18 protein-coding genes are annotated in these 19,615 nt (G+C 29.9%); 14 read left to right on the plus strand and 4 right to left on the minus strand.

Translation table 11 applies throughout. The features are described 5' to 3' along the window. Nucleotides 1-70 precede the first annotated feature (70 nt). Complete coding sequence (locus tag LEBU_RS02945) at nucleotides 71-595, minus strand: hypothetical protein (RefSeq protein WP_012806671.1); 525 nt, start codon at nucleotides 593-595, stop codon at nucleotides 71-73. Nucleotides 596-850: 255 nt separating this feature from the next. Here LEBU_RS02945 and LEBU_RS02950 point away from each other — a divergent pair, with 255 nt between their 5' ends. Then, nucleotides 851-1,669, plus strand: coding sequence for a helix-turn-helix domain-containing protein (locus LEBU_RS02950; RefSeq protein WP_012806672.1), 819 nt, complete (start codon nucleotides 851-853; stop codon nucleotides 1,667-1,669). Nucleotides 1,670-1,829: 160 nt separating this feature from the next. On the opposite strand, the gene LEBU_RS02955 is transcribed toward LEBU_RS02950, so the two are convergent. Next, the gene (locus LEBU_RS02955; protein ID WP_012806673.1) at nucleotides 1,830-2,828 is read right to left on the minus strand and encodes an ABC transporter substrate-binding protein; all 999 of its coding nucleotides are present in this window, start codon (nucleotides 2,826-2,828) and stop codon (nucleotides 1,830-1,832) included. 418 nt (nucleotides 2,829-3,246) lie between these two features. Between LEBU_RS02955 and LEBU_RS02960 the strand changes: the two genes are divergently transcribed. From LEBU_RS02960 to LEBU_RS03020, 13 genes are all read left to right on the plus strand, one after another. Beyond that, nucleotides 3,247-4,248 (plus strand): LacI family DNA-binding transcriptional regulator, encoded by a 1,002-nt coding sequence (locus tag LEBU_RS02960; protein ID WP_012806674.1) that lies wholly within the window; start codon nucleotides 3,247-3,249, stop codon nucleotides 4,246-4,248. A gap of 342 nt (nucleotides 4,249-4,590) precedes the next feature. Then, complete coding sequence (lacA, locus tag LEBU_RS02965; RefSeq protein WP_012806675.1) at nucleotides 4,591-5,013, plus strand: galactose-6-phosphate isomerase subunit LacA; 423 nt, start codon at nucleotides 4,591-4,593, stop codon at nucleotides 5,011-5,013. Between the two features lie 49 nt (nucleotides 5,014-5,062). After that, nucleotides 5,063-5,578 carry a galactose-6-phosphate isomerase subunit LacB gene (lacB, locus tag LEBU_RS02970; RefSeq protein ID WP_012806676.1) on the plus strand — a complete coding sequence of 172 codons (516 nt, stop codon included), beginning with the start codon at nucleotides 5,063-5,065 and terminating at the stop codon, nucleotides 5,576-5,578. A gap of 128 nt (nucleotides 5,579-5,706) precedes the next feature. Then, the gene (locus tag LEBU_RS02975; protein ID WP_012806677.1) at nucleotides 5,707-6,645 is read left to right on the plus strand and encodes a tagatose-6-phosphate kinase; all 939 of its coding nucleotides are present in this window, start codon (nucleotides 5,707-5,709) and stop codon (nucleotides 6,643-6,645) included. Nucleotides 6,646-6,705: 60 nt separating this feature from the next. Next, nucleotides 6,706-7,716 (plus strand): tagatose-bisphosphate aldolase, encoded by a 1,011-nt coding sequence (gene lacD, locus LEBU_RS02980; RefSeq protein WP_338034388.1) that lies wholly within the window; start codon nucleotides 6,706-6,708, stop codon nucleotides 7,714-7,716. 90 nt (nucleotides 7,717-7,806) lie between these two features. Next, entirely contained in the window at nucleotides 7,807-8,124 is a 318-nt protein-coding gene (locus LEBU_RS02985) for a PTS lactose/cellobiose transporter subunit IIA (protein WP_012806679.1), read from the plus strand. Continuing rightward, nucleotides 8,125-9,828 carry a lactose-specific PTS transporter subunit EIIC gene (locus tag LEBU_RS02990; RefSeq protein ID WP_012806680.1) on the plus strand — a complete coding sequence of 568 codons (1,704 nt, stop codon included), beginning with the start codon at nucleotides 8,125-8,127 and terminating at the stop codon, nucleotides 9,826-9,828. A gap of 52 nt (nucleotides 9,829-9,880) precedes the next feature. After that, the gene (gene lacG / locus LEBU_RS02995) at nucleotides 9,881-11,284 is read left to right on the plus strand and encodes a 6-phospho-beta-galactosidase (protein WP_012806681.1); all 1,404 of its coding nucleotides are present in this window, start codon (nucleotides 9,881-9,883) and stop codon (nucleotides 11,282-11,284) included. 181 nt (nucleotides 11,285-11,465) lie between these two features. Then, nucleotides 11,466-11,933, plus strand: a complete 468-nt coding sequence (locus tag LEBU_RS03000; RefSeq protein WP_012806682.1) for a CopY/TcrY family copper transport repressor — start codon at nucleotides 11,466-11,468, stop codon at nucleotides 11,931-11,933. 34 nt (nucleotides 11,934-11,967) lie between these two features. Continuing rightward, nucleotides 11,968-14,196, plus strand: coding sequence for a heavy metal translocating P-type ATPase (locus tag LEBU_RS03005; protein WP_012806683.1), 2,229 nt, complete (start codon nucleotides 11,968-11,970; stop codon nucleotides 14,194-14,196). 66 nt (nucleotides 14,197-14,262) lie between these two features. Further along, nucleotides 14,263-14,520 (plus strand): type II toxin-antitoxin system Phd/YefM family antitoxin, encoded by a 258-nt coding sequence (locus LEBU_RS03010; protein WP_015768851.1) that lies wholly within the window; start codon nucleotides 14,263-14,265, stop codon nucleotides 14,518-14,520. Next, nucleotides 14,517-14,891, plus strand: a complete 375-nt coding sequence (locus LEBU_RS03015) for a type II toxin-antitoxin system death-on-curing family toxin (RefSeq protein ID WP_015768852.1) — start codon at nucleotides 14,517-14,519, stop codon at nucleotides 14,889-14,891. The genes LEBU_RS03010 and LEBU_RS03015 overlap by 4 nt, the downstream gene beginning before the upstream one ends. Before the next feature lie 174 nt (nucleotides 14,892-15,065). Further along, complete coding sequence (locus tag LEBU_RS03020) at nucleotides 15,066-16,049, plus strand: FAD-dependent oxidoreductase (protein ID WP_049756098.1); 984 nt, start codon at nucleotides 15,066-15,068, stop codon at nucleotides 16,047-16,049. Between the two features lie 276 nt (nucleotides 16,050-16,325). On the opposite strand, the gene mgtE (LEBU_RS03025) is transcribed toward LEBU_RS03020, so the two are convergent. Together mgtE (LEBU_RS03025) and mgtE (LEBU_RS03030) are read right to left on the minus strand one after the other, a co-directional pair. Next, a complete protein-coding gene (gene mgtE / locus LEBU_RS03025) occupies nucleotides 16,326-17,666 on the minus strand; it encodes a magnesium transporter (protein WP_015768853.1) in 1,341 nt (446 codons plus the stop codon). A gap of 10 nt (nucleotides 17,667-17,676) precedes the next feature. After that, nucleotides 17,677-19,023 carry a magnesium transporter gene (gene mgtE, locus LEBU_RS03030; protein WP_015768854.1) on the minus strand — a complete coding sequence of 449 codons (1,347 nt, stop codon included), beginning with the start codon at nucleotides 19,021-19,023 and terminating at the stop codon, nucleotides 17,677-17,679. Nucleotides 19,024-19,615: the final 592 nt, after the last annotated feature.

Consider the following 19,615-nt stretch of genomic DNA (forward strand, 5'->3'; position numbering starts at 1 on the left):
ATATTTGAAATCTTAAATTTTATAGCAAATCTTTTCTTAATTTTTCTTCCCACTTTTTTTTACATAAATATTACATTTGTATACCTAATGTTACTACTTTTTGAAATTTAGCATTCTTTTCAGAGTTTAATTCCCAAGTATTACCTTTTTTCGTATAGATTACATCAAATGTTTCCTCATTGTATTTCAAATCAGGGCTGTTCAATTTTTGTGAAATTACTTCTGATAACATTTTTTTACTTTCTTCTTCTAATTCTTTTCCAGATTTTCCCATCAAGTTTTTGGCATTTTGCATAGATTTTTTTTGCACTTTCTGCATTACTCCTGTTAAGACAGGAGATTTCATTGTAACATTTAAAATGGATTCATTGTCATTTACAGTAACTTTATTTATTTTATATGTTATTTTTTTGTATGCGTCAGAAAAAATTTTCAGTGCTTCTGCTGTTTCACTGTCGTTTCCTGCCAATATTGAAGTATCTCCTCTCTGTAATACATTCATTGAATTTTCAAAATCTTTTTGAGTAATGTGTTTTCCACCACAGCTTACAATTGTCAAAAAAATTAAAATTAATACTGATAATATTTTTTTCATAAAAACCATCTCCTTCAAATTTTTTTTAATGTTTTAGTAATACCCTCCAATTATATGATACCTTGAAAAATATAAAAAACTTATCATAAATTGTAAAAACTTAATTTTTATAAAAAATTTTTTATTATTAACTTAAAAATAAAAAAACATGCTAATTTTATGTGGTATAATAATAGGAGAATAAAATATGTTAATTAAAATTTTAAGCGTATATTATTGTTAAAATAAAAAATTTAAAAGAAATGAGCTGATAAAATGAAAATAGAAGAGATTGCCGAGTATATGAGGAAGAATATTGAAAAAAATTGTACTGTTGAAGGTATAGCAAAAGAATTTGGGTACAGTAAATTTGAATTTAGTAAAAAATTTAAGAGAAAAACAGGATTTTCGGCAAGTCGTTTTCTTTCATTTCTAAAAATTGAAAAAGCTTTGGATATAATAATTAACGAGAATGAGGATATTATCACTTCTCAAATAAGGACAGGTTACAATAGTTCAGGTACTTTTTCAAATATTTTTAAAAAATATACTGGAATTTCACCATCAAATTATAAAAAAACTATAAAAGAATTTTATAAAATTATAAGAGAATATGTAAATTCAAGTGGAATAGAAGAAATTTCTTATGGTCGAGGTTTAAAAATAAATGGAAATAATACTAGAAATTTTTTGTGCGTAAATTTAGTTTATCCAGAAAATTATGAAAGTGAAATTACATTTTTAGGACTTTTTAAAAATTGTATTCCTGATGATTTGCCTGATTTTGGAAAAGTTTTAATTTCGGATAAAACAAAAAGTAGGTGTATTTTTGAAAATATTCCTGAGAGAAAATATTGGCTTATGGGCTGTTCGATAAAAAAAGGAAGTGATCTGAAAGAATTTTTTTATCTCAAAGATTCTATACGGGCAAAAGAAAATAAAGCCATTGTTTTACCAACGGATAATGAATACACATTAAAGTTTAGAAAACCAGTGTCTTCTGATTTTCCAGTTCTAATAAATATTCCAAAACTTGTAAAAGAAGTAACTGAAATTAATACAGATTCAATTTTATCAGTTTCGGATAATGAATAATTTTTAGTAGTTCTATTTTTTATGGATTCGAGTACATTTAGAATTTAATAAATTAAATATTCTGAAACAAAAGATCTCGTCACTTGTAAAAATAAAAAACTGAAGCCTCATAAATTTTTGAAGCTACAGTTTTTTTCTTTAAATTTATAAAATTTATTAATTATTTTTTAGTTTCTACCATTTTAGCCTGTTTTAAGATGCTATCTGGTATTTTTATTCCCAATAATTCCATATTTTGCTTGTTAATTTCAATTTGCAGGTTTTTAACTGTTTCTATTGGAATTTCACTTGGTTTTTTACCTTTTAGTAAAATTTCTGCTGCGATTTCTCCAGAACGATAACCGATATTGTAATCTGTAGTTCCTTGTGAAATTAGCCCTCCTGCATTTGAGTAAACGTCATTTGTGGCTAAAACAGGGATTTTTGATTTATTAAATACATCTAGCAATGCTGCGAAGTATGATGCCACTGTATTGTCTTGAATAGCGTAATAAATATCAATATCTTTTGCTATCAAGTTTGCTGCTGCAACCATTTCCGTTCCGTTTGTAACAGCTTTTTCAACTACTGTAAATCCATATTGTCCTGCGAGTTTTTTCAAATTATTTACTTCAGAAACTGAATTTTGTTCAGATGAATTATAAATTATTCCTATTTTTTTAGCTTCTGGTAATAATTCTCTCATTAATTTCAAGTTTTCATTTACTGGTGCCGCTCCGCTTGTCCCTGTAACATTGGGAATTCCCTCAAGTCCTGCACTTTTTGGATCCGTAACTGATGCAAATACAACAGGTGTATTCCCCGTAACCTGATTTTTAGCCGCCTGTGCTGTCGGTGTCGTAACCGCAAATACCAAATCTTTCTTATCTGCTTCAAACTGCTGCATAATCAATGTTTGATTACTCATGTCATTATTTGCAATTTTATCATCATAATCAGCCTTTATCCCAGCCTTTGCCAAAGCATCCTTAAAACCTTGTTTTGCTGCATTTAATGCTGGATGATCCACAATTTGTGACAATCCAATTTTATAAATCTTTTCACTAACTTGAGAATCTTTTTTTCCGTCTTGAGAATTATTACTTTTTTTATTTCCACAAGACAAAAGCATTCCTCCTAACATACCAAATAACAGTACACCTCTCATAATTTTTTTCATCTGTTTTCCTCCTAAAATAAATAATTTTGAATTTTTATAGTAAAATTTTTAAAGACAAATTTCAAGCTATGTCACTAATATAAAATTGATAAAGATTAAACGCATATAGAGTTTAGTTCCAACTTTGAGTTTGATTTTAAACTGATTTTACTATGTCAGTATTTTACCATATTTTTGTAAAATTTTCAGTAATATTTTGAAATAAAATTAAAAAATTGAGTTATAGTTATTATAAAATTTTTTTTATTAAATTATTAAATGATTTATAAAATTGAAAAATTTGCATTAAAAAAAAGTTTAGTAAAAATTTTTATAATTTTACTAAAAAAACTAAAAAATTATATCATAAAACAAATCAAACATTAAGAAAAGTATAGTATAAGAAAGTAAATTTTAAGTTTTCAAAGAGAGGAAAAAAATGTCTACAATTAGAGATGTTGCAAAGCATGCGGGAGTTTCTATTGCTACTGTTTCCAGAATTTTAAATAATGATGAATATTTTGGTGTAACGCGGGAAACAAAACAGAAAGTATTGGAAGCGGTTAAGAAGTTAAACTACAAGAAAAAAAATACAAAAAGAAAAAATGCACAGTCAAATGTTTCAATTATAAAGTCATTTGATGAAAAGATAGAAAGCGAAGATCCATATTTTGTGTCATTACGGCTGGATTTGGAATATGCATTGAAAAAAAAGGGGATAAAAAGCAAGGTTTTTGAGTTGCAGATGTTTGAAAAAGATGAGGAAATTTTAATGAATTTTATTGTTTGCAATGCAATTATTGTGATTGGAGAAACAAAAAGAAGCCAGTTGGATTTTTTAAAGTCATTGAATGATAATATTATTTGTGTGGATGCTTATAATTTTGATAATTCCATTGATTATATAAAATTTGATATGAAACATTCAGTAAAAATTGTAATCGATTATTTACTGAAATTAGGACATAAAAAAATTGGATTGTTAGTGGGAAGAAATCAGATTGTTAGAAATCTTGTAGATTTTCGGGAGAAGTATTTTATTGAAATTATGAAGGAACTTGAATTGTATGATGAAAGATTTGTAAAAGTAGATGAATTTTCGCCTGAATCAGGATATGAAATGATGAAGGAAATACTAAAACTGGAAGATAGGCCAACTGCGATATTTTGTGCAAATGATTCGATTGCAATGGGTGCTTATAAAGCAATAAGAGAGCATAATTTAAAAATATTTGACGATATTTCAATTATCGGATTTAATGATTTAAAAATTTCTCAATATATGATACCTCCTTTAACAACACTTAGAATAGATACTAAAATTATTGCACAAGAAACAATAAATGTACTTATGGAACTGTTAGAACATAACAGAAGTTACAGGAAAAAAGTTTATTTGCCTGTGGAATTAATCGAAAGAGAAAGCTGTGGAAGCATTTGATGGGGACAAAAAGCGTCCTCATTTTTTAATTCATAAATTAATTTAAATAATTTTGGAGTTTGAAAAAAATAGTTATATCTTTATATTTTATTTAAAAAATACAATAAAAAATATTAAATTTTAAGTCAAAAAAAATATCTTTATTTACTTAAAATAATTTTTTTAATAAATATAAAATCAAGACAAAAAAAGTTTGTTTACTAAACAGTGGTTATTTTTAGCCAGTTTGATGTATTGTAATTTCAGTATTTTGAGGGTATATTTCAATTGTGAGATAAATAATATATTATTTGAAAATTTGTAACTACGTAGTAAAACGAATTAAAAAATGGAGGAAAAATAATGAAAATTATATTAGGTTCTGATGTGGATGGTAATGAATTAAAAGATTATATTAAAAATTATTTGCTGGAAAATGGATATGATGTAATTGATAAATCAGAAAATAAGGATTTTGTTGAAACAACGTATTCTGTCGCTCAAACTGTGTTAGCTGATGATGACAGTCTGGGGATAGTGTTTGATGCGTATGGTGCGGGAAGTTTTATGGTCGCTACGAAAATAAAAGGAATGATTGCGGCGGAAGTTTCGGATGAAAGATCAGCATATATGACTAGAAGACATAATAATTCTAGAATTATTACAATAGGTTCTGAAATTGTTGGAAAAGGACTTGCTAAAAATATCGTAAAAGATTTTTTAAGCGCTCCTTATGACGGTGGAAGACATCAAATTAGAGTGGATATGTTAAATAAGATGTGTTAGTTTATTTAGTTTAAAAATAATAAAAAAATGATGAAGGATGGGAAAAAATATGAAAATTGCAATTGGATGTGATCACATAGTAACCGATGTGAAAATGGCATTATCGGATTTTTTGAAATCAAAAGGTTATGAAGTTTTAGATTGTGGAACTTATGATTTTACAAGAACACATTATCCAATTTATGGTAGAAGAGTTGGAGAAGCTGTAGTAACTGGAAAAGCTGACTTGGGTGTTTGTATTTGTGGAACAGGAGTTGGAATTAATAATAGTGTAAATAAAGTTCCAGGAATCCGTTCAGCTCTAGTAAGAGATATGACTTCAGCACTTTATGCAAAAGAACATTTGAATGCAAATGTAATTGGATTTGGTGGTGCAATAACTGGAAAATTATTACTATTTGATATTGTGGAAGCCTTTATAAAAGCAAAATACAAAAAAACTGAAGAAAGTGAAAAATTAATTGAAAAAATTAAAGCGGTGGAAACTGTGAATCCTGAACAAAAAAATGAAGATTTCTTTGATGAATTTTTGGAAAAATGGGACAGAGGGGAATATAAAGACTAGAAAAATTTAAAATTTATTTTCAAAATTTTTTGATTGTATAATGAAGTTTAAAATCGGACTTAAAAAAAACCTGTTAATTTATAATATTTTCTCTTCTTAAGTTCGATTTTAAGAAAGGAGCTAGTTAAATGATTTTGACGGTAACGATGAATCCGTCTGTGGATATTTCATATCCCTTGGAGAAATTTAATTTAGATACTGTAAATAGAGTAGTTAAAGTTAGCAAAACACCTGGTGGAAAAGGGTTAAATGTTACAAGAGTGCTAAAACAGTTAAATGATGAAGTTGTTGCAACTGGACTTATAGGTGGTGCTTTAGGAACAGATATTCAAAAGAAATTATTAGAAAAAGGGATTAAAAATAATTTTTTTGAAATTTCAGGGGAAACTAGAAATTGTATTGCAATTCTGCACGAGGGAAATCAAACTGAAATTTTAGAAAAAGGACCGACTATAACAAAATCTGAAAGTGATAATTTTTTGGAGCATTTTGAGAAATTAGTGAAGAGTAAAGAAATTAAAATTATCGCTATTTCAGGAAGTTTACCAGATGGATTGGAAATCAACTATTATTCAAAAATGATTGAAATTTGTGAAAAGTATAAAAAATCAGTTGTATTGGACTGTTCTGGAAAAGCACTGTTAGAAGTTTTAAAAAATGAATATAAACCAAAAGTAATAAAACCTAATACAGAAGAGTTATCACAATTAATTGGAAAAGACGTATCTAAAAATCCAGATGAATTAAAAAAAGTTTTAAAAGATAAATTATTTGAAAAAATTGAGTGGATAATCGTTTCGCTCGGAGCAGATGGAGCTTTTGCGAAACACAATGATAAATTTTATAAAGTAAATGTGCCTAACATAAAAGTTGTAAATCCTGTAGGTTCTGGAGATTCAACTGTTGCAGGAATAACATCTGCAATTCATGAAAATGCGAGTGACCAAGATTTATTGAGAAAAGCAAATGTCCTTGGAATGTTGAATGCAATGGAAAAATTGACAGGATTTGTAAATTTGGAAAATTATGACAAATTATTTAATGAAGTAGAAATTTTAGAAATATAATTTCAAAAATAAAAAGCAATTAACAAAAATATTTATAGAGCAAGGAAGAAAAATCTCTTTGTGAAAAAGTATAAAAAAACGGAGGAAAAAATAATGAAATTATCAGCACAAAAAAGAAAATATTTAGAAAATTTAAGTGATAAAAATGGCTTTATATCGGCACTAGCAATTGATCAAAGAGGTGCCTTGAAAAAAATGATAAATAAAAATCAGGAAAAAGAAGCAACTGCTGAACAGATAAAAGAATTTAAAGTATTAGTTTCAAAACATTTAACAAAATATTCTTCTTCAATCTTGTTAGATCCTGAATATGGATTGGATGCAGCAAAAGCTAGAGATAAAAATGCGGGATTATTGCTAGCTTATGAAAAAACAGGATATGATGCGAATGCAGTTGGAAGATTGCCAGACTGCCTTGTTGAATGGTCAGCTAAAAGGCTAAAAGAAGAAGGGGCAGATGCAGTAAAATTTTTATTGTATTATGATGTAGATGAAAGTGAAGAAATTAATATTCAGAAAAAAGCATATATGGAAAGAGTAGGAGCTGAATGTGTTGCAGAAGACATACCTTTCTTTTTGGAAATTTTAAGTTACGACTGTAAAATTGACGACAACAGCACAGCAGAATTTGCAAAACTAAAACCAAGAAAAGTTATTGAAGCAATGAAGGTGTTTTCAGATCCGAGATACAATGTTGATGTTTTAAAAGTGGAAGTTCCTGTAAATATGAAATTTGTAGAAGGGTTTAGCGATGGAGAAACTGTTTATACAAAAGAAGAGGCTGCAAATTACTTTAAACTTCAGGAAGAAGCAACATCATTGCCATATATTTACCTAAGCGCTGGAGTAAGTGCAAAACTTTTTCAGGATACATTAAAATTTGCTCATGATTCAGGTGCTAAATTTAATGGAGTATTGTGTGGAAGAGCGACTTGGGCTAATGGAGTGGAAGTGTTTGCCAAGGAAGGTGAAAAGGCGACTGTGGAATGGTTGAATACAATTGGAAGAAAGAATATTGAAGAACTGAATGAAGTGGTTGAAAAAACAGCAACATCTTGGAAGGAAAAATAGATTAAAAAATAGTAAATTTAAAAAACAAAATCAGGAATTGAAAAAATATAGTTAGAAAAATAAAAATATTATGTAAAAAGGGAGAGAATTATGACTAAAGAAGATGTTACAATGATTGGATTTGAAATAGTAGCTTATGCAGGAGATGCAAGATCTAAATTAATGATTGCATTAAATAAAGCTCAAAATGGAGAGTTTGAGGAAGCAGAAAAGTTAGTAAAAGAAGCTGAGGAATGTCTGGTTGGTGCTCATAATTCACAAACAGATATTTTAGCTAAAGAAGCGGCTGGAGAAGATTTAGAAATGAGTTTTATTATGATTCATGGACAAGATCATTTGATGACAACAATATTATTGAAAGAATTAATGAAACATTTAATAGAATTATATAAAAGAGGAGCAAAGTAAATGAAAAAACTGATTGAATTTATAGAAAAAGGAAAGCCTTTTTTTGAAAAATTATCTCGGAATATATATTTAAGAGCAATTCGTGATGGTTTTATAGCTGGTATGCCAGTTATACTATTTTCTAGTATTTTTATCTTAATTGCTTATGTTCCAAATGCTTTTGGATTTTTTTGGCCAAAAAATATAGAAGCTTTATTAATGAAACCATACAGTTACTCTATGGGAATCTTAGCATTTTTAGTAGCAGGAACAACAGCTAAATCATTAACAGATTCTGTAAATCGTTCTATGCCAGCAACTAATCAGATTAATTATCTTTCTACACTGTTAGCCTCAATGGTTGGATTGCTGTTATTAGCGGCAGATCCAACTAAAGATGGAATTTCAACTGGATTCTTAGGTACAAAAGGACTTTTAACTGCATTTTTAGCAGCATTTATAACTGTAACAATTTATAAATTCTGTGTAAAGAATGAAGTAACTATAAAAATGCCATCAGAGGTTCCGCCTAATATTTCACAAGTTTTTAAAGATGTAATACCGTTTACTTTATCAATAGTGTTGCTTTATGTTCTTGAGATTCTTGTGCGTCACTTTATTGGAACAGGAGTTGCAGAAGCAGTAGGTAAACTTTTTGGACCGTTATTTTCAGCGGCAGATGGATATGTAGGAATTACTATTATATTTGGAGCTTATGCTTTCTTCTGGTTTGTCGGAATTCATGGGCCTTCAATTGTAGAACCTGCTATTGCAGTTGTTACTTATGCTAATATAGATGCAAATTTAAACCTTATGAGAGCTGGACAGCATGCAGATAAAATTTTGACTTCAGGAACACAAATGTTCATAGTTACAATGGGAGGAACTGGAGCTACTTTAATTGTGCCATTTATGTTTATGTGGCTTTGTAAATCTAAGAGAAATAAAGCTATTGGACGTGCTTCAGCTGTACCGACATTCTTTGGGGTAAATGAACCAATTCTATTTGGTGCTCCAATTGTATTAAACCCGGTATTCTTTATACCATTTATCTTTGCACCAGTAGTGAATGTGTGGATTTTTAAAATATTTATAGATGTACTTGGAATGAACAGTTTTACTGCTAATCTTCCATGGACAACTCCAGGACCATTGGGAATAATACTGGGAACCAATCTTCAGGTATTATCGTTTATTTTAGCGGCACTTTTAATTGTTGTGGACTTTATTATTTATTATCCATTTATAAAAGTATACGATAAACAAATTCTCGAAGAAGAACGTCTAGGAACTACAAATAACGAATTAAAAGAAAAAGTCGCCGCAAATTTCAACACTAAAAAAGCAGATAACATTCTTGAAAAAGCTGGTGTTGAAAAAACTGGTGCCGTTAAAAATAATATAACAAAAGAAACAAATGTGCTTGTATTATGTGCTGGTGGAGGAACAAGTGGACTTTTAGCAAATGCTTTAAATAAGGCAGCAAAGGAATTTGATGTTCCTGTTAAAGCCGCAGCAGGTGGATATGGTGCACATCGTGAAATACTTCCTGAATTTGATTTAGTTATTCTTGCGCCACAAGTTGCATCAAATTTTGAAGATATGAAAGCAGAAACTGATAAGTTAGGAATTAAATTAGCAAAAACCGAAGGGGCTCAATATATTAGTTTGACCCGTGACGGTAAAGGTGCATTAGACTTTGTGCAAGCACAATTTCAAGATTAATTAATATATTTAATACTAAGTAATAGTTTTATATAATTATGGAGGTTTAATTATGTCAAAAAAATTACCAGAAGATTTTATCTTTGGAGGAGCAACAGCGGCATATCAGGCTGAAGGCGCAATCAAAATTGATGGGAAGGGACCAGTTGCATGGGATAAATTTTTAGAAGAAAATTATTGGTATACGGCAGAACCTGCGAGTGATTTTTATCATCAATATCCAGTCGATTTGAAACTTTGCGAAGAATTCGGTATAAATGGAATAAGAATTTCAATAGCATGGTCAAGAATTTTTCCAAATGGCTATGGAGAAGTAAATCCAAAAGGAGTAGAATTTTATCATAAATTATTTGCAGAATGTAAAAAAAGAAAAGTAGAACCTTTTGTAACTCTTCACCATTTTGATACACCAGAAGTTTTGCACTCCAACGGAGATTTTTTAAATCGTGAAAATATAGAGCACTTTGTAAATTATGCGAAATTCTGTTTTGAAGAATTTAGTGAAGTAAACTATTGGACAACATTTAATGAAATAGGACCAATTGGAGATGGTCAATATCTTGTTGGGAAATTTCCTCCAGGAATAAAATATGATTTTGAAAAATTGTTTCAGTCACATCATAATATGGTTTTAGCACACGCAAAAGCAGTTAATTTATTTAAGAAAAATGGCTATCACGGAGAAATAGGAATGGTTTGTGCTTTGCCAACAAAATATCCCTATGATCCAAATAATCCAAAAGATGTTAGAGCCGCTGAACTGGACGATATTATCCATAATAAATTTATTTTAGATGCAACTTTTAAAGGTGAATATTCAAAGAATACAATGGAAGGTGTAAATCATATTTTGCAAGTTAATGGCGGAAAATTAGATTTAAGAGAAGAAGACTTTGAAGAATTGAAAGCTGCAAAAGATTTGAATGATTTTCTTGGAATAAACTATTATATGAGTGACTGGATGGCTGAATATGATGGCGAAACTGAAATTATTCACAATGCAACAGGAAATAAAGGAAGTTCCAAATATCAGATAAAAGGGGTAGGGCAAAGAAAAGCCAATGAAAGTATTCCAAGAACTGACTGGGACTGGATAATTTATCCGCAAGGTCTTTATGATCAAATCTCAAGAGTTAAAAAAGATTATCCAAATTACAAAAAAATCTATATTACTGAAAATGGTTTAGGCTATAAAGATGTTTTTGAAGATAATACAGTATATGATGATGCAAGAATAGATTACATAAGACAACATTTGGAAGTAATTTCAGATGCAATAAAAGATGGAGCGAATGTAAAAGGATATTTCTTATGGTCATTAATGGATGTATTTTCTTGGTCTAATGGTTATGAAAAAAGATATGGATTATTTTATGTTGACTTTGAAACACAAAAACGTTATCCGAAGAAAAGTGCTTACTGGTATAAAAAAGTATCAGAAACAAAAGAAGTCTAAAAAATTTATATATTTGAATTTTTGTGAGAGTGTAAAAGCTCTCACATTTTAATTTATTTTTGGGTGGTGAAACCCGTAAAATTATTATAACAAAAAAATACTTGACAAAAAACGATTACTATTGTAAACTATATAATATAAAAAAAGATTACAAACGTAAACATTTAAAGGAGGTAAGAATGTGAAAGAAAACTGCAAAATTGATAAAAAACAGCATATAACCGATGCAGAATGGGAAGTAATGCGAGTTGTGTGGGCAAATAGCGAAGTTACGAGCAAGTTTGTGACAGAGGTGCTTTGTGAGAAAATGAACTGGAAACAGGCTACAATAAAGACGCTGTTGAATCGGCTGCTGGAAAAGAATATTTTGAAAAAGAGGGAAATTGGGAACAAGTATATTTATTCGACGGATTTTACGGAAAAAGAAGTTGCTAACAATTATATATTGGGAACTTTTGATAAAATTTGTAAAACGAAAGTTGGAGAAATGATTGGGAAAGTTATTGAGAACAGTGAACTGAGTTTTGACGACTTGGATTTGATTTTAAAGGCTGTAGAGGAAAAGAGGAAAACGGCTGTGGAAGAAGTTTTGTGTGATTGTGTTGAAGGGCAGTGTAATTGTGAACATAATGGGCATAAGCATATTTAAAGATATATTGTACTAAATGAAGGAGGAAAAGATTATGACAGAGAAAAATTATACAGTAACTGGAATGAGCTGTGCAGCTTGTGCTAATGCTGTGGAAAAGGCACTTAATAAAAATAATGATATTAACGCTTCGGTTAATATTGCAACTGAAAAATTGAATATTGAATATGATGAGAAAAAATATGATTTTGATAAAATTAGGGAAATAGTGAAGTCGGCTGGGTATGGGCTGGTTGAGGATATGACGGAAGATAAAAAGTTGGAACTTTATCAAGAAAAAATAACAAGTTTGAAAAATCGATTAATTTTGGCAATTATTTTTGTTGTTCCGCTTTTGTATATTTCGATGGGGCATATGCTTGGGGCAACACTTCCTGAATTTTTGAATCCCAAGGTAAATCCGCTTAACTTTGCGTTGGCACAGTTTGTGTTGACTTTGCCTATTATTTATGCTGGGAGAGATTTTTTTTCGCATGGATTTAAAAATTTAGTAAGAAAATCTCCAACAATGGATTCGTTAATTGCGATTGGAGCGACAGCGGCAGTACTCTATGGAATTTACGCCACTTTTAGAATTGTAACTGTAGATCCTGAAGCACATATGGATTTATATTATGAATCGGCTGGTACAATCATTACGTTAATCTTGTTTGGAAAACTGCTGGAGGCGAAAACAAAAGGGCAAACTTCATCGGCGATAAAAAAACTTATCGGACTTCAGCCTAAAAAAGCTAAAATCATTGAAAATGGAGCGGAAAAGGAAGTTCTGATTGAAAAATTGAAAGTTGGAGATATTGTAATTGTGAAGCCGGGAGAAAAAATTGCGGTGGATGGAAGGATTGTGGAAGGGGCGACTTCTGTTGATGAGTCAATGTTGACAGGAGAAAGTTTGCCGGTAAGCAAAAAAATTGGGGACAAGGTTGTTGGAGGAAGTATTAATAAAAATGGAAGTATCAGATTTGAGGCGACTGAAATTGGTAAAAATACAGTTTTGTCGCAAATTATAAAACTGGTTGAGGAGGCACAGGGATCAAAGGCTCCGATTTCTCGAATGGCAGATATTGTGGCGGCATATTTTGTACCAATTGTTATTGGGATTGCGATAATTACAGGAATTGCTTGGTTTCTGAGTGGAAGTGGATTGGTTACTGCGTTGTCGTTTTTCATTGCTGTACTTGTAATTGCGTGTCCGTGTGCATTGGGACTTGCAACACCTACATCGATAATGGTTGGAACTGGAAAAGGGGCTGAGAACGGTATTCTTATAAAAAGCGGGGAAGCTCTTGAAACAGCACATAAAATTAAAACTATTGTCTTTGACAAGACTGGTACGATTACGAAAGGAAAGCCTGTACTGACTGATTTGATTGCTTATGGAAATTATAACGAGAATGAATTGTTAAAAATTACTGCAAGTGTAGAAAATGATTCAGAGCATCCATTGGCAGAAGCAATCGTAAATGAAGCAAAAGAGAAAAATATTGAAATTAAGCCGTATGAAAAATTTAGGGCAATGCCAGGTTATGGTATTCGTGCTACATTTGAAGGCAAAGAAGTGCAAATTGGAAATAGAAAACTTATGGAAAATCGAAAAATTAATGTGGAAATTTCTCAAAAAGATTATGATATTCTGTCGAATGAAGGAAAAACACCAATGTATATTTCAATTGATAACGAATTGGCGGGACTTGTTGCAGTTGCAGATGTTATCAAGGAAACAAGTAAGGAAGCTATAGAAAAACTGAAAAAAATGGGAATTAAGACAATAATGCTAACTGGAGATAACGAAAAAACTGCGAAATTTATCGCAAAACAAGTGGGAATAGATGATGTGATTTCAGAAGTACTGCCTTATCAGAAATCTCAAAAAGTAAAGGAACTTCAAGAAAAAGATGAATTTGTTGCAATGGTTGGAGACGGAATTAACGATTCACCAGCACTGGCTCAGGCAAACGTTGGAATTGCGATAGGAAATGGAACGGATGTTGCGATAGAATCGGCTGATATTGTCTTAATTAGAAACGATTTGAGAGATGTTGCAGGTGCAATAGCATTAAGTAAAGTGACAATCACAAATATAAAGGAAAATCTGTTTTGGGCATTCTTTTATAATGTACTGGGAATTCCATTTGCCGCTGGAATATTTTATGCATTTTTCAATGGACCAAAATTGGATCCGATGATAGCGGCTTTTGCAATGTCATTTAGTTCAGTGTCTGTTTTGGGAAATGCTTTGAGATTGAAATTTTTTAAAGTGAAGTAATATTTCGAAAAATAGGTTGAATTTATCCTATATTTATGATATTATACTTTACAAGAGGTGAGTAATATGAAAGTAGAATTAGACAACTTAGTTTCGATGAAGGAAGCTAATCAAAATTTTTCTAAAGTAGCAAGAATGGTCGATAAAGATGGAGCTGTTGTTATTTTAAAGAATAATATTCCAAAATATATTTTAGTCGATTACAATTTAACAAAAGAAGTTGAGAAAAAGCCAGTAAAATTTGCGGAAGATAATGAACTGGAAATGGTTTCTTCTAAGATTTTAAAAAAATATAAAAAAACATTTGAGGAATTGGCGAAATGATTCTTTTGTCCAAGAAACAAATAATAAAACTTCATTCTGAATTAGTAAAAGAGTTTGGAGGAATTGACGGTATTAGGGATAAAGGTTTAATTGAGAGTTCGATAAGTAATGTTTATCAATCTTACTTTGGAGTTGAGAAATATCCAACAATAGAAGAAAAAGCTGCAAGATTATGTTATAGTTTTATCAAAAATCATGCTTTTTTAGATGGAAATAAGAGAATCGGAATTTATGTTATGATGGTTCTCCTTGAATTAAATGGAATTAGTTTAAGTTGTTCTGATGATGAACTTACAGAATTGGGATTAAAAATAGCAGATTCTAGTATAGGATATTCTGAAATTCTTGAATTTATCTATAGATTTCAATGATGATGATAAATAATATTAAGTATTTTTAAATAAGGCTGTTCTGAAATGAGCAGTCTTTTTATTAAATTGAAAATTTACTATTGACAATTTTGAAAATTTATATTAAAATAAATTGTAATGATTACAAAATTAAATATATTATTATAAAATTAAATAAAATTTGGAGGTAGGAAAATGGATTTTAGCTTGAATCTTGGTGCTTTGGATGAAGGGAAACTGGTAAAAATTGATGAAAATAAACTTTATGATGTGACTGTGATTGGTTCTGGACCTGCGGCTGTTTCTGCGGCAATTTATGCAGCTAGAAAGGGTCTTAATGTGGCAATGGTTGGAGTGAAAATTGGAGGACAAGTTCTTGATACAAATGAAATTGAGAATATTATTGGAACTGTTTCGACAACTGGAGCTAAATTTGCAGAAACATTGGAAAAACATTTAAAAGAACATGAAATTGCATTTAAAGAAGGGCATCTAGTAAAAGAGATTAAGGAAGATGGAAAAGATAAACTTTTGATGACTGATGATGGAAAAAGTTATAAAACAAAAACAGTTATTGTAGCAACTGGAGCAAAACCTAGAAGTTTGAACATTCCAGGAGAAGCTGAATATGTTGAAAGGGAGTTCATTACTGCTCGACTTCGCGACGGACCTTTTTATAAAGGATTGAATGTAGCTGTAATTGGTGGAGGAAATTCAGGTGTGGAAGCGGCACTTGACTTGTCTGGAATCGCAAAATCAGTTACATTAATTGAATTTATGCCTGAATTAAAGGCGGATAAAGTTTTACAGGAAAAATTGGCTGAACAATCAAATATAAAAACTATTTTAAATTCCGCAACAGTTAAAGTAAATGGAAATGAATTTGTGGAAAGTATTGTTTATAAAAGTAGAGAAACTGATGAAGAGAAAACATTGAATGTGGAAGGGATGTTTGTAGAGATTGGACTGTCGCCAAGAAGCGAAGTTGTAAAAGACTTGGTTGAAACAAATAAAATTGGAGAAATTGTAATTAATCCTGAAAATAATTCAACTTCTGTAGCTGGAATCTTCGCAGCTGGAGATGTTACTAGTATCAGACAAAAACAAATAATTATCGCAATGGGGGAAGGTGCAAAAGCAGCACTTGGAGCGTTTGAATATTTAATAACAAAGTACTAATAAAATAACATAGATAAAATATTTTAAAAATGAATAAAAAAAGAAGTTACTTTTATAATAGCTTCTTTTTTTGTTTTTATTAAAATAGGCTGTGTCTGAAAACTCGAAATCTATGTTATTTTTAATGTTTTTTTGATTTTATAAATTATACAAATCACGATAAAATCAGTGTTTATTATTTTTGATTTTGAAAAAATTTATTAAAAATTCATCATTTTGAGAGTTTTCAGACACGCCCTAATTTAAAACTTAAAAATCTTAGACTTGAATTATTTTTTAAAGTTTTAAAAATGTTGTAGCAAATTTAAAGTAAATAACAAGTGTTACAGCATCTGAAATAGTCGTTATTAAAGGAGTTGCCATAACAGCTGGATCTGATTTTAAAATTTTTGCACCAAGTGGAAGCAATGCTCCTACTATTTTTGAGATTATTATTGTAAATACAAGAGTTATTGAGACTATAAAAGCGATTGTCGGATTTATTTTTTCTAAAGTAATTAGTCTTATAAAGTTCAAGATTGACAAAACTATTGAAACCATTATACCAATTGAAATCTCTTTTCTAAGTACTTTGAAGGCATCTTTTGGAGAAATTTCTCCTAGTGCTAATGAACGGATTACAACTGTTGACGATTGTGATCCTACATTTCCTCCGCTTGACATTAGCATTGGAATAAATGCTGTCAGGATAATTGATTTTGCAAGTACCTTTTCATAGCCTTGTATTATATTTCCTGAAATTGTGTCAGAAATCATAAGAACTGCAAGCCATCCAATTCTTTGTCTTGCCATTGTGAAAATATTTGTCTTTAAGTAAGAGTCATCAGTGGGGGAAGTAATCCCTGCCATTTTATGAAAATCTTCTGTAACTTCCTGATCTACTACATCCATTACGTCATCTATTGTAATGATTCCTAAAATTCTGCCTTCATGATCCACAACTGGCATAACGATAAAATCATACTTTTTGAACAAATCTGCAACAACTTCCTGATCATCATCAGTATGAACACTTATAAAATTTTTGTTCATAATATCTTCAATTGCTATATTATCTTTTTTTGCAATTAATTCTTTGAGTGAAAGTACTCCCTCAAGTTTTCCATTTTCGCTTGTAACATAGCATGTATATATATTTTCTTTATCTTTTCCTGTTTTTCTCAATAATTCAATTGCTTCTGAAACAGTCATGTTTTTTTGAAAATCAACGTATTCAGTTGTCATAATGCTTCCTGCTGAATTGTCAGGATATTTTAATAGCTGATTTATTAGATGCCGATCTTTTTTGTCAGTATTTTTCAATATTTTTTTTACAACATCAAAAGGCATTTCCTCAATAATGTCAACAATATCGTCAAAGTACAGCTTATCAAATATTTCACGTGTCTCAATATCAGTTGATGTATGAATAATCATTTCTTGATGTTCTGAATCCAAATAAGGAAACACATCTGCCGCTTTATCTTTCTTTAGCAGTCTAAAAATCATTATTACAAGTTCAGGTATTTTGAACTGGTTTAATATATCAGAAATTTCAACTGCATTTAATTCGTTTAACTGTTTTTTTATTTCAAAATATTTTTTTTCTTTTAAAAGAGTTTCAATTATTTCTTTCATTATTCCCTCCTTACTTAATCATATTGCTTAAAAATATAGTTGCAAACTTAAAATAAATAGAAAGAGTCAAAGCGTCTAAAATTGTAGTTATTAGAGGGCCTGCCATAATTGCGGGATCCATTTTAAACGTTTTTGCAACAACAGGTAAAAATGCGCCTATTATTTTGGAAATCATAACTACAAAAATGAGGGTAATTGAAACAGTTAAAGCAACATTTAAAGGTGTTTTTGTCAAGGTCATAATTCTTAGAAAATTAATTGCTGCCAGAACGACGGCTACTATAAACGAAATAAAAAACTCTTTTCTTAATATCCTAAAAGTATCTTTTGCATTAACTTCTCCTAATGCTAAAGCACGTATTACAATAGTTGAAGATTGCGCTCCTGCATTTCCTCCAGTATCCATGAGCATTGGGATGAATGAAGATAAGATAACTACTGATTGCAGCACATCTTCATAGCTTTTTATAATTCTTCCTGTAAAAGTTGCAGAAATCATAAGTATAATAAGCCAGCTAATTCTTTGTCTTGCCATGGTAAAAGCGCTTGTTTTGAGGTAAGATTCCTCAACTGGTGTAATTCCCGCCATTTTGTGGAAATCTTCTGTCGCTTCTTGTTCTACAACGTCCATTATATCGTCAATCGTAATTATTCCGAGAAGCCTATTTTCTATATCTGTAACTGGAAGTACAATCAAATTATATTTTTTAATTATTTCAGCAACATTTTCCTGATCATCATTTGTATGAACACTTACAAAATTACGATTCATAATATTTCCCACAATTGTATCATCTTCGTTTGTAATTAATTCTTTTAGGGAAATTACTCCTTCCAGTTTTCTGTCCTCGCTAATTACGTAACAAGTATAGATATTTTCCATATTTTCCACAGTATCCCTAATTTTAGCAATCGCTTGAGATACTTTCATATCCTTTTTCAAATCCATATATTCAGTTGTCATAATACTTCCAGCTGAATTGTCAGGATATTTTAACAAAAGATTTATTGTATGTCTATCTTTCGCATCAGTATTTTTCAAAATCTTTTTTACTACATTTGATGGCATTTCTTCAATAATATCAACAATATCGTCAAAATAAAGCTCATCAAATATATTTTTTGTTTCCACATCAGTCATAGTGTTAATAATCATTTCCTGATGCTCTGTATCTAGATATGAAAATACATCCGCTGCCCTATTTTTAGAAAGTAGTCTAAAAATCATTATTAATTCAGAAGATTCAAACTGATTTAACAGTTCCGAAACTTCAACAGTATTTAAATTGTTCAAATATTTTCTAATTTCAAAATATTTTTTTTCATTTATAAGTTTTTGAATGGTGTTGTTTTCCACTGTTATCTCCTTTCTTTTATACTTTTTTATTTTATGCAATTTCAAAATAAGAAGAATAACAGTAACGAAGATATTCCCCTCATCCATTGCATATATTTGTACAATCCAATTTTTTTAGTTTCTGACTCGGGACTTCCTCGTTCAAAACATTCACCTCCATAAAATACAAAATTAGCATAAATTTAAAATTTTAGTTCAAAGCCAAAGATACCTGACTAAAAAACAATTTTATGCCTATAAAATTTTATCAAACAAAGCAGTTATTGTCAATAAATTTCTTAGAATAGACTTTTTAAGTTTTTATGAAAATTTTTGAAAAATACAAAAAGACTTCTCGAAACTAAAATTAAATCTCAATTTCAAAGAAATCTACTGTAAATTTTTTTTTATGCAACTACATAGATTTTTCCATCAGGATTTCCAGTCCATAGTGGCTGTAATCCTACAAATACGTGATTTTGAAATAAATATGCTTTTGCATTTTTCTAAAAGTATGTATATTTTTTGTCTATCTCGATAGAAAGATTTTTCATACAGTTGTTTCGTTTGAATAGAATTATTTATGAAAATAATTAATAAATGTAATATTTAA

The organism is Leptotrichia buccalis C-1013-b (assembly GCF_000023905.1).
Taxonomy (GTDB): domain Bacteria; phylum Fusobacteriota; class Fusobacteriia; order Fusobacteriales; family Leptotrichiaceae; genus Leptotrichia; species Leptotrichia buccalis.

Coding starts and splice junctions, on each gene's coding strand:
- LEBU_RS02945 (WP_012806671.1), bottom strand. CDS start 595: ATGAAAAAAATATTATCAGTATTAATTTTAATTTTTTTGACAATTGTA.
- LEBU_RS02950 (WP_012806672.1), top strand. CDS start 851: ATGAAAATAGAAGAGATTGCCGAGTATATGAGGAAGAATATTGAAAAA.
- LEBU_RS02955 (WP_012806673.1), bottom strand. CDS start 2,828: ATGAAAAAAATTATGAGAGGTGTACTGTTATTTGGTATGTTAGGAGGA.
- LEBU_RS02960 (WP_012806674.1), top strand. CDS start 3,247: ATGTCTACAATTAGAGATGTTGCAAAGCATGCGGGAGTTTCTATTGCT.
- lacA (WP_012806675.1), top strand. CDS start 4,591: ATGAAAATTATATTAGGTTCTGATGTGGATGGTAATGAATTAAAAGAT.
- lacB (WP_012806676.1), top strand. CDS start 5,063: ATGAAAATTGCAATTGGATGTGATCACATAGTAACCGATGTGAAAATG.
- LEBU_RS02975 (WP_012806677.1), top strand. CDS start 5,707: ATGATTTTGACGGTAACGATGAATCCGTCTGTGGATATTTCATATCCC.
- LEBU_RS02985 (WP_012806679.1), top strand. CDS start 7,807: ATGACTAAAGAAGATGTTACAATGATTGGATTTGAAATAGTAGCTTAT.
- LEBU_RS02990 (WP_012806680.1), top strand. CDS start 8,125: ATGAAAAAACTGATTGAATTTATAGAAAAAGGAAAGCCTTTTTTTGAA.
- lacG (WP_012806681.1), top strand. CDS start 9,881: ATGTCAAAAAAATTACCAGAAGATTTTATCTTTGGAGGAGCAACAGCG.
- LEBU_RS03005 (WP_012806683.1), top strand. CDS start 11,968: ATGACAGAGAAAAATTATACAGTAACTGGAATGAGCTGTGCAGCTTGT.
- LEBU_RS03010 (WP_015768851.1), top strand. CDS start 14,263: ATGAAAGTAGAATTAGACAACTTAGTTTCGATGAAGGAAGCTAATCAA.
- LEBU_RS03015 (WP_015768852.1), top strand. CDS start 14,517: ATGATTCTTTTGTCCAAGAAACAAATAATAAAACTTCATTCTGAATTA.
- LEBU_RS03020 (WP_049756098.1), top strand. CDS start 15,066: ATGGATTTTAGCTTGAATCTTGGTGCTTTGGATGAAGGGAAACTGGTA.
- mgtE (WP_015768853.1), bottom strand. CDS start 17,666: ATGAAAGAAATAATTGAAACTCTTTTAAAAGAAAAAAAATATTTTGAA.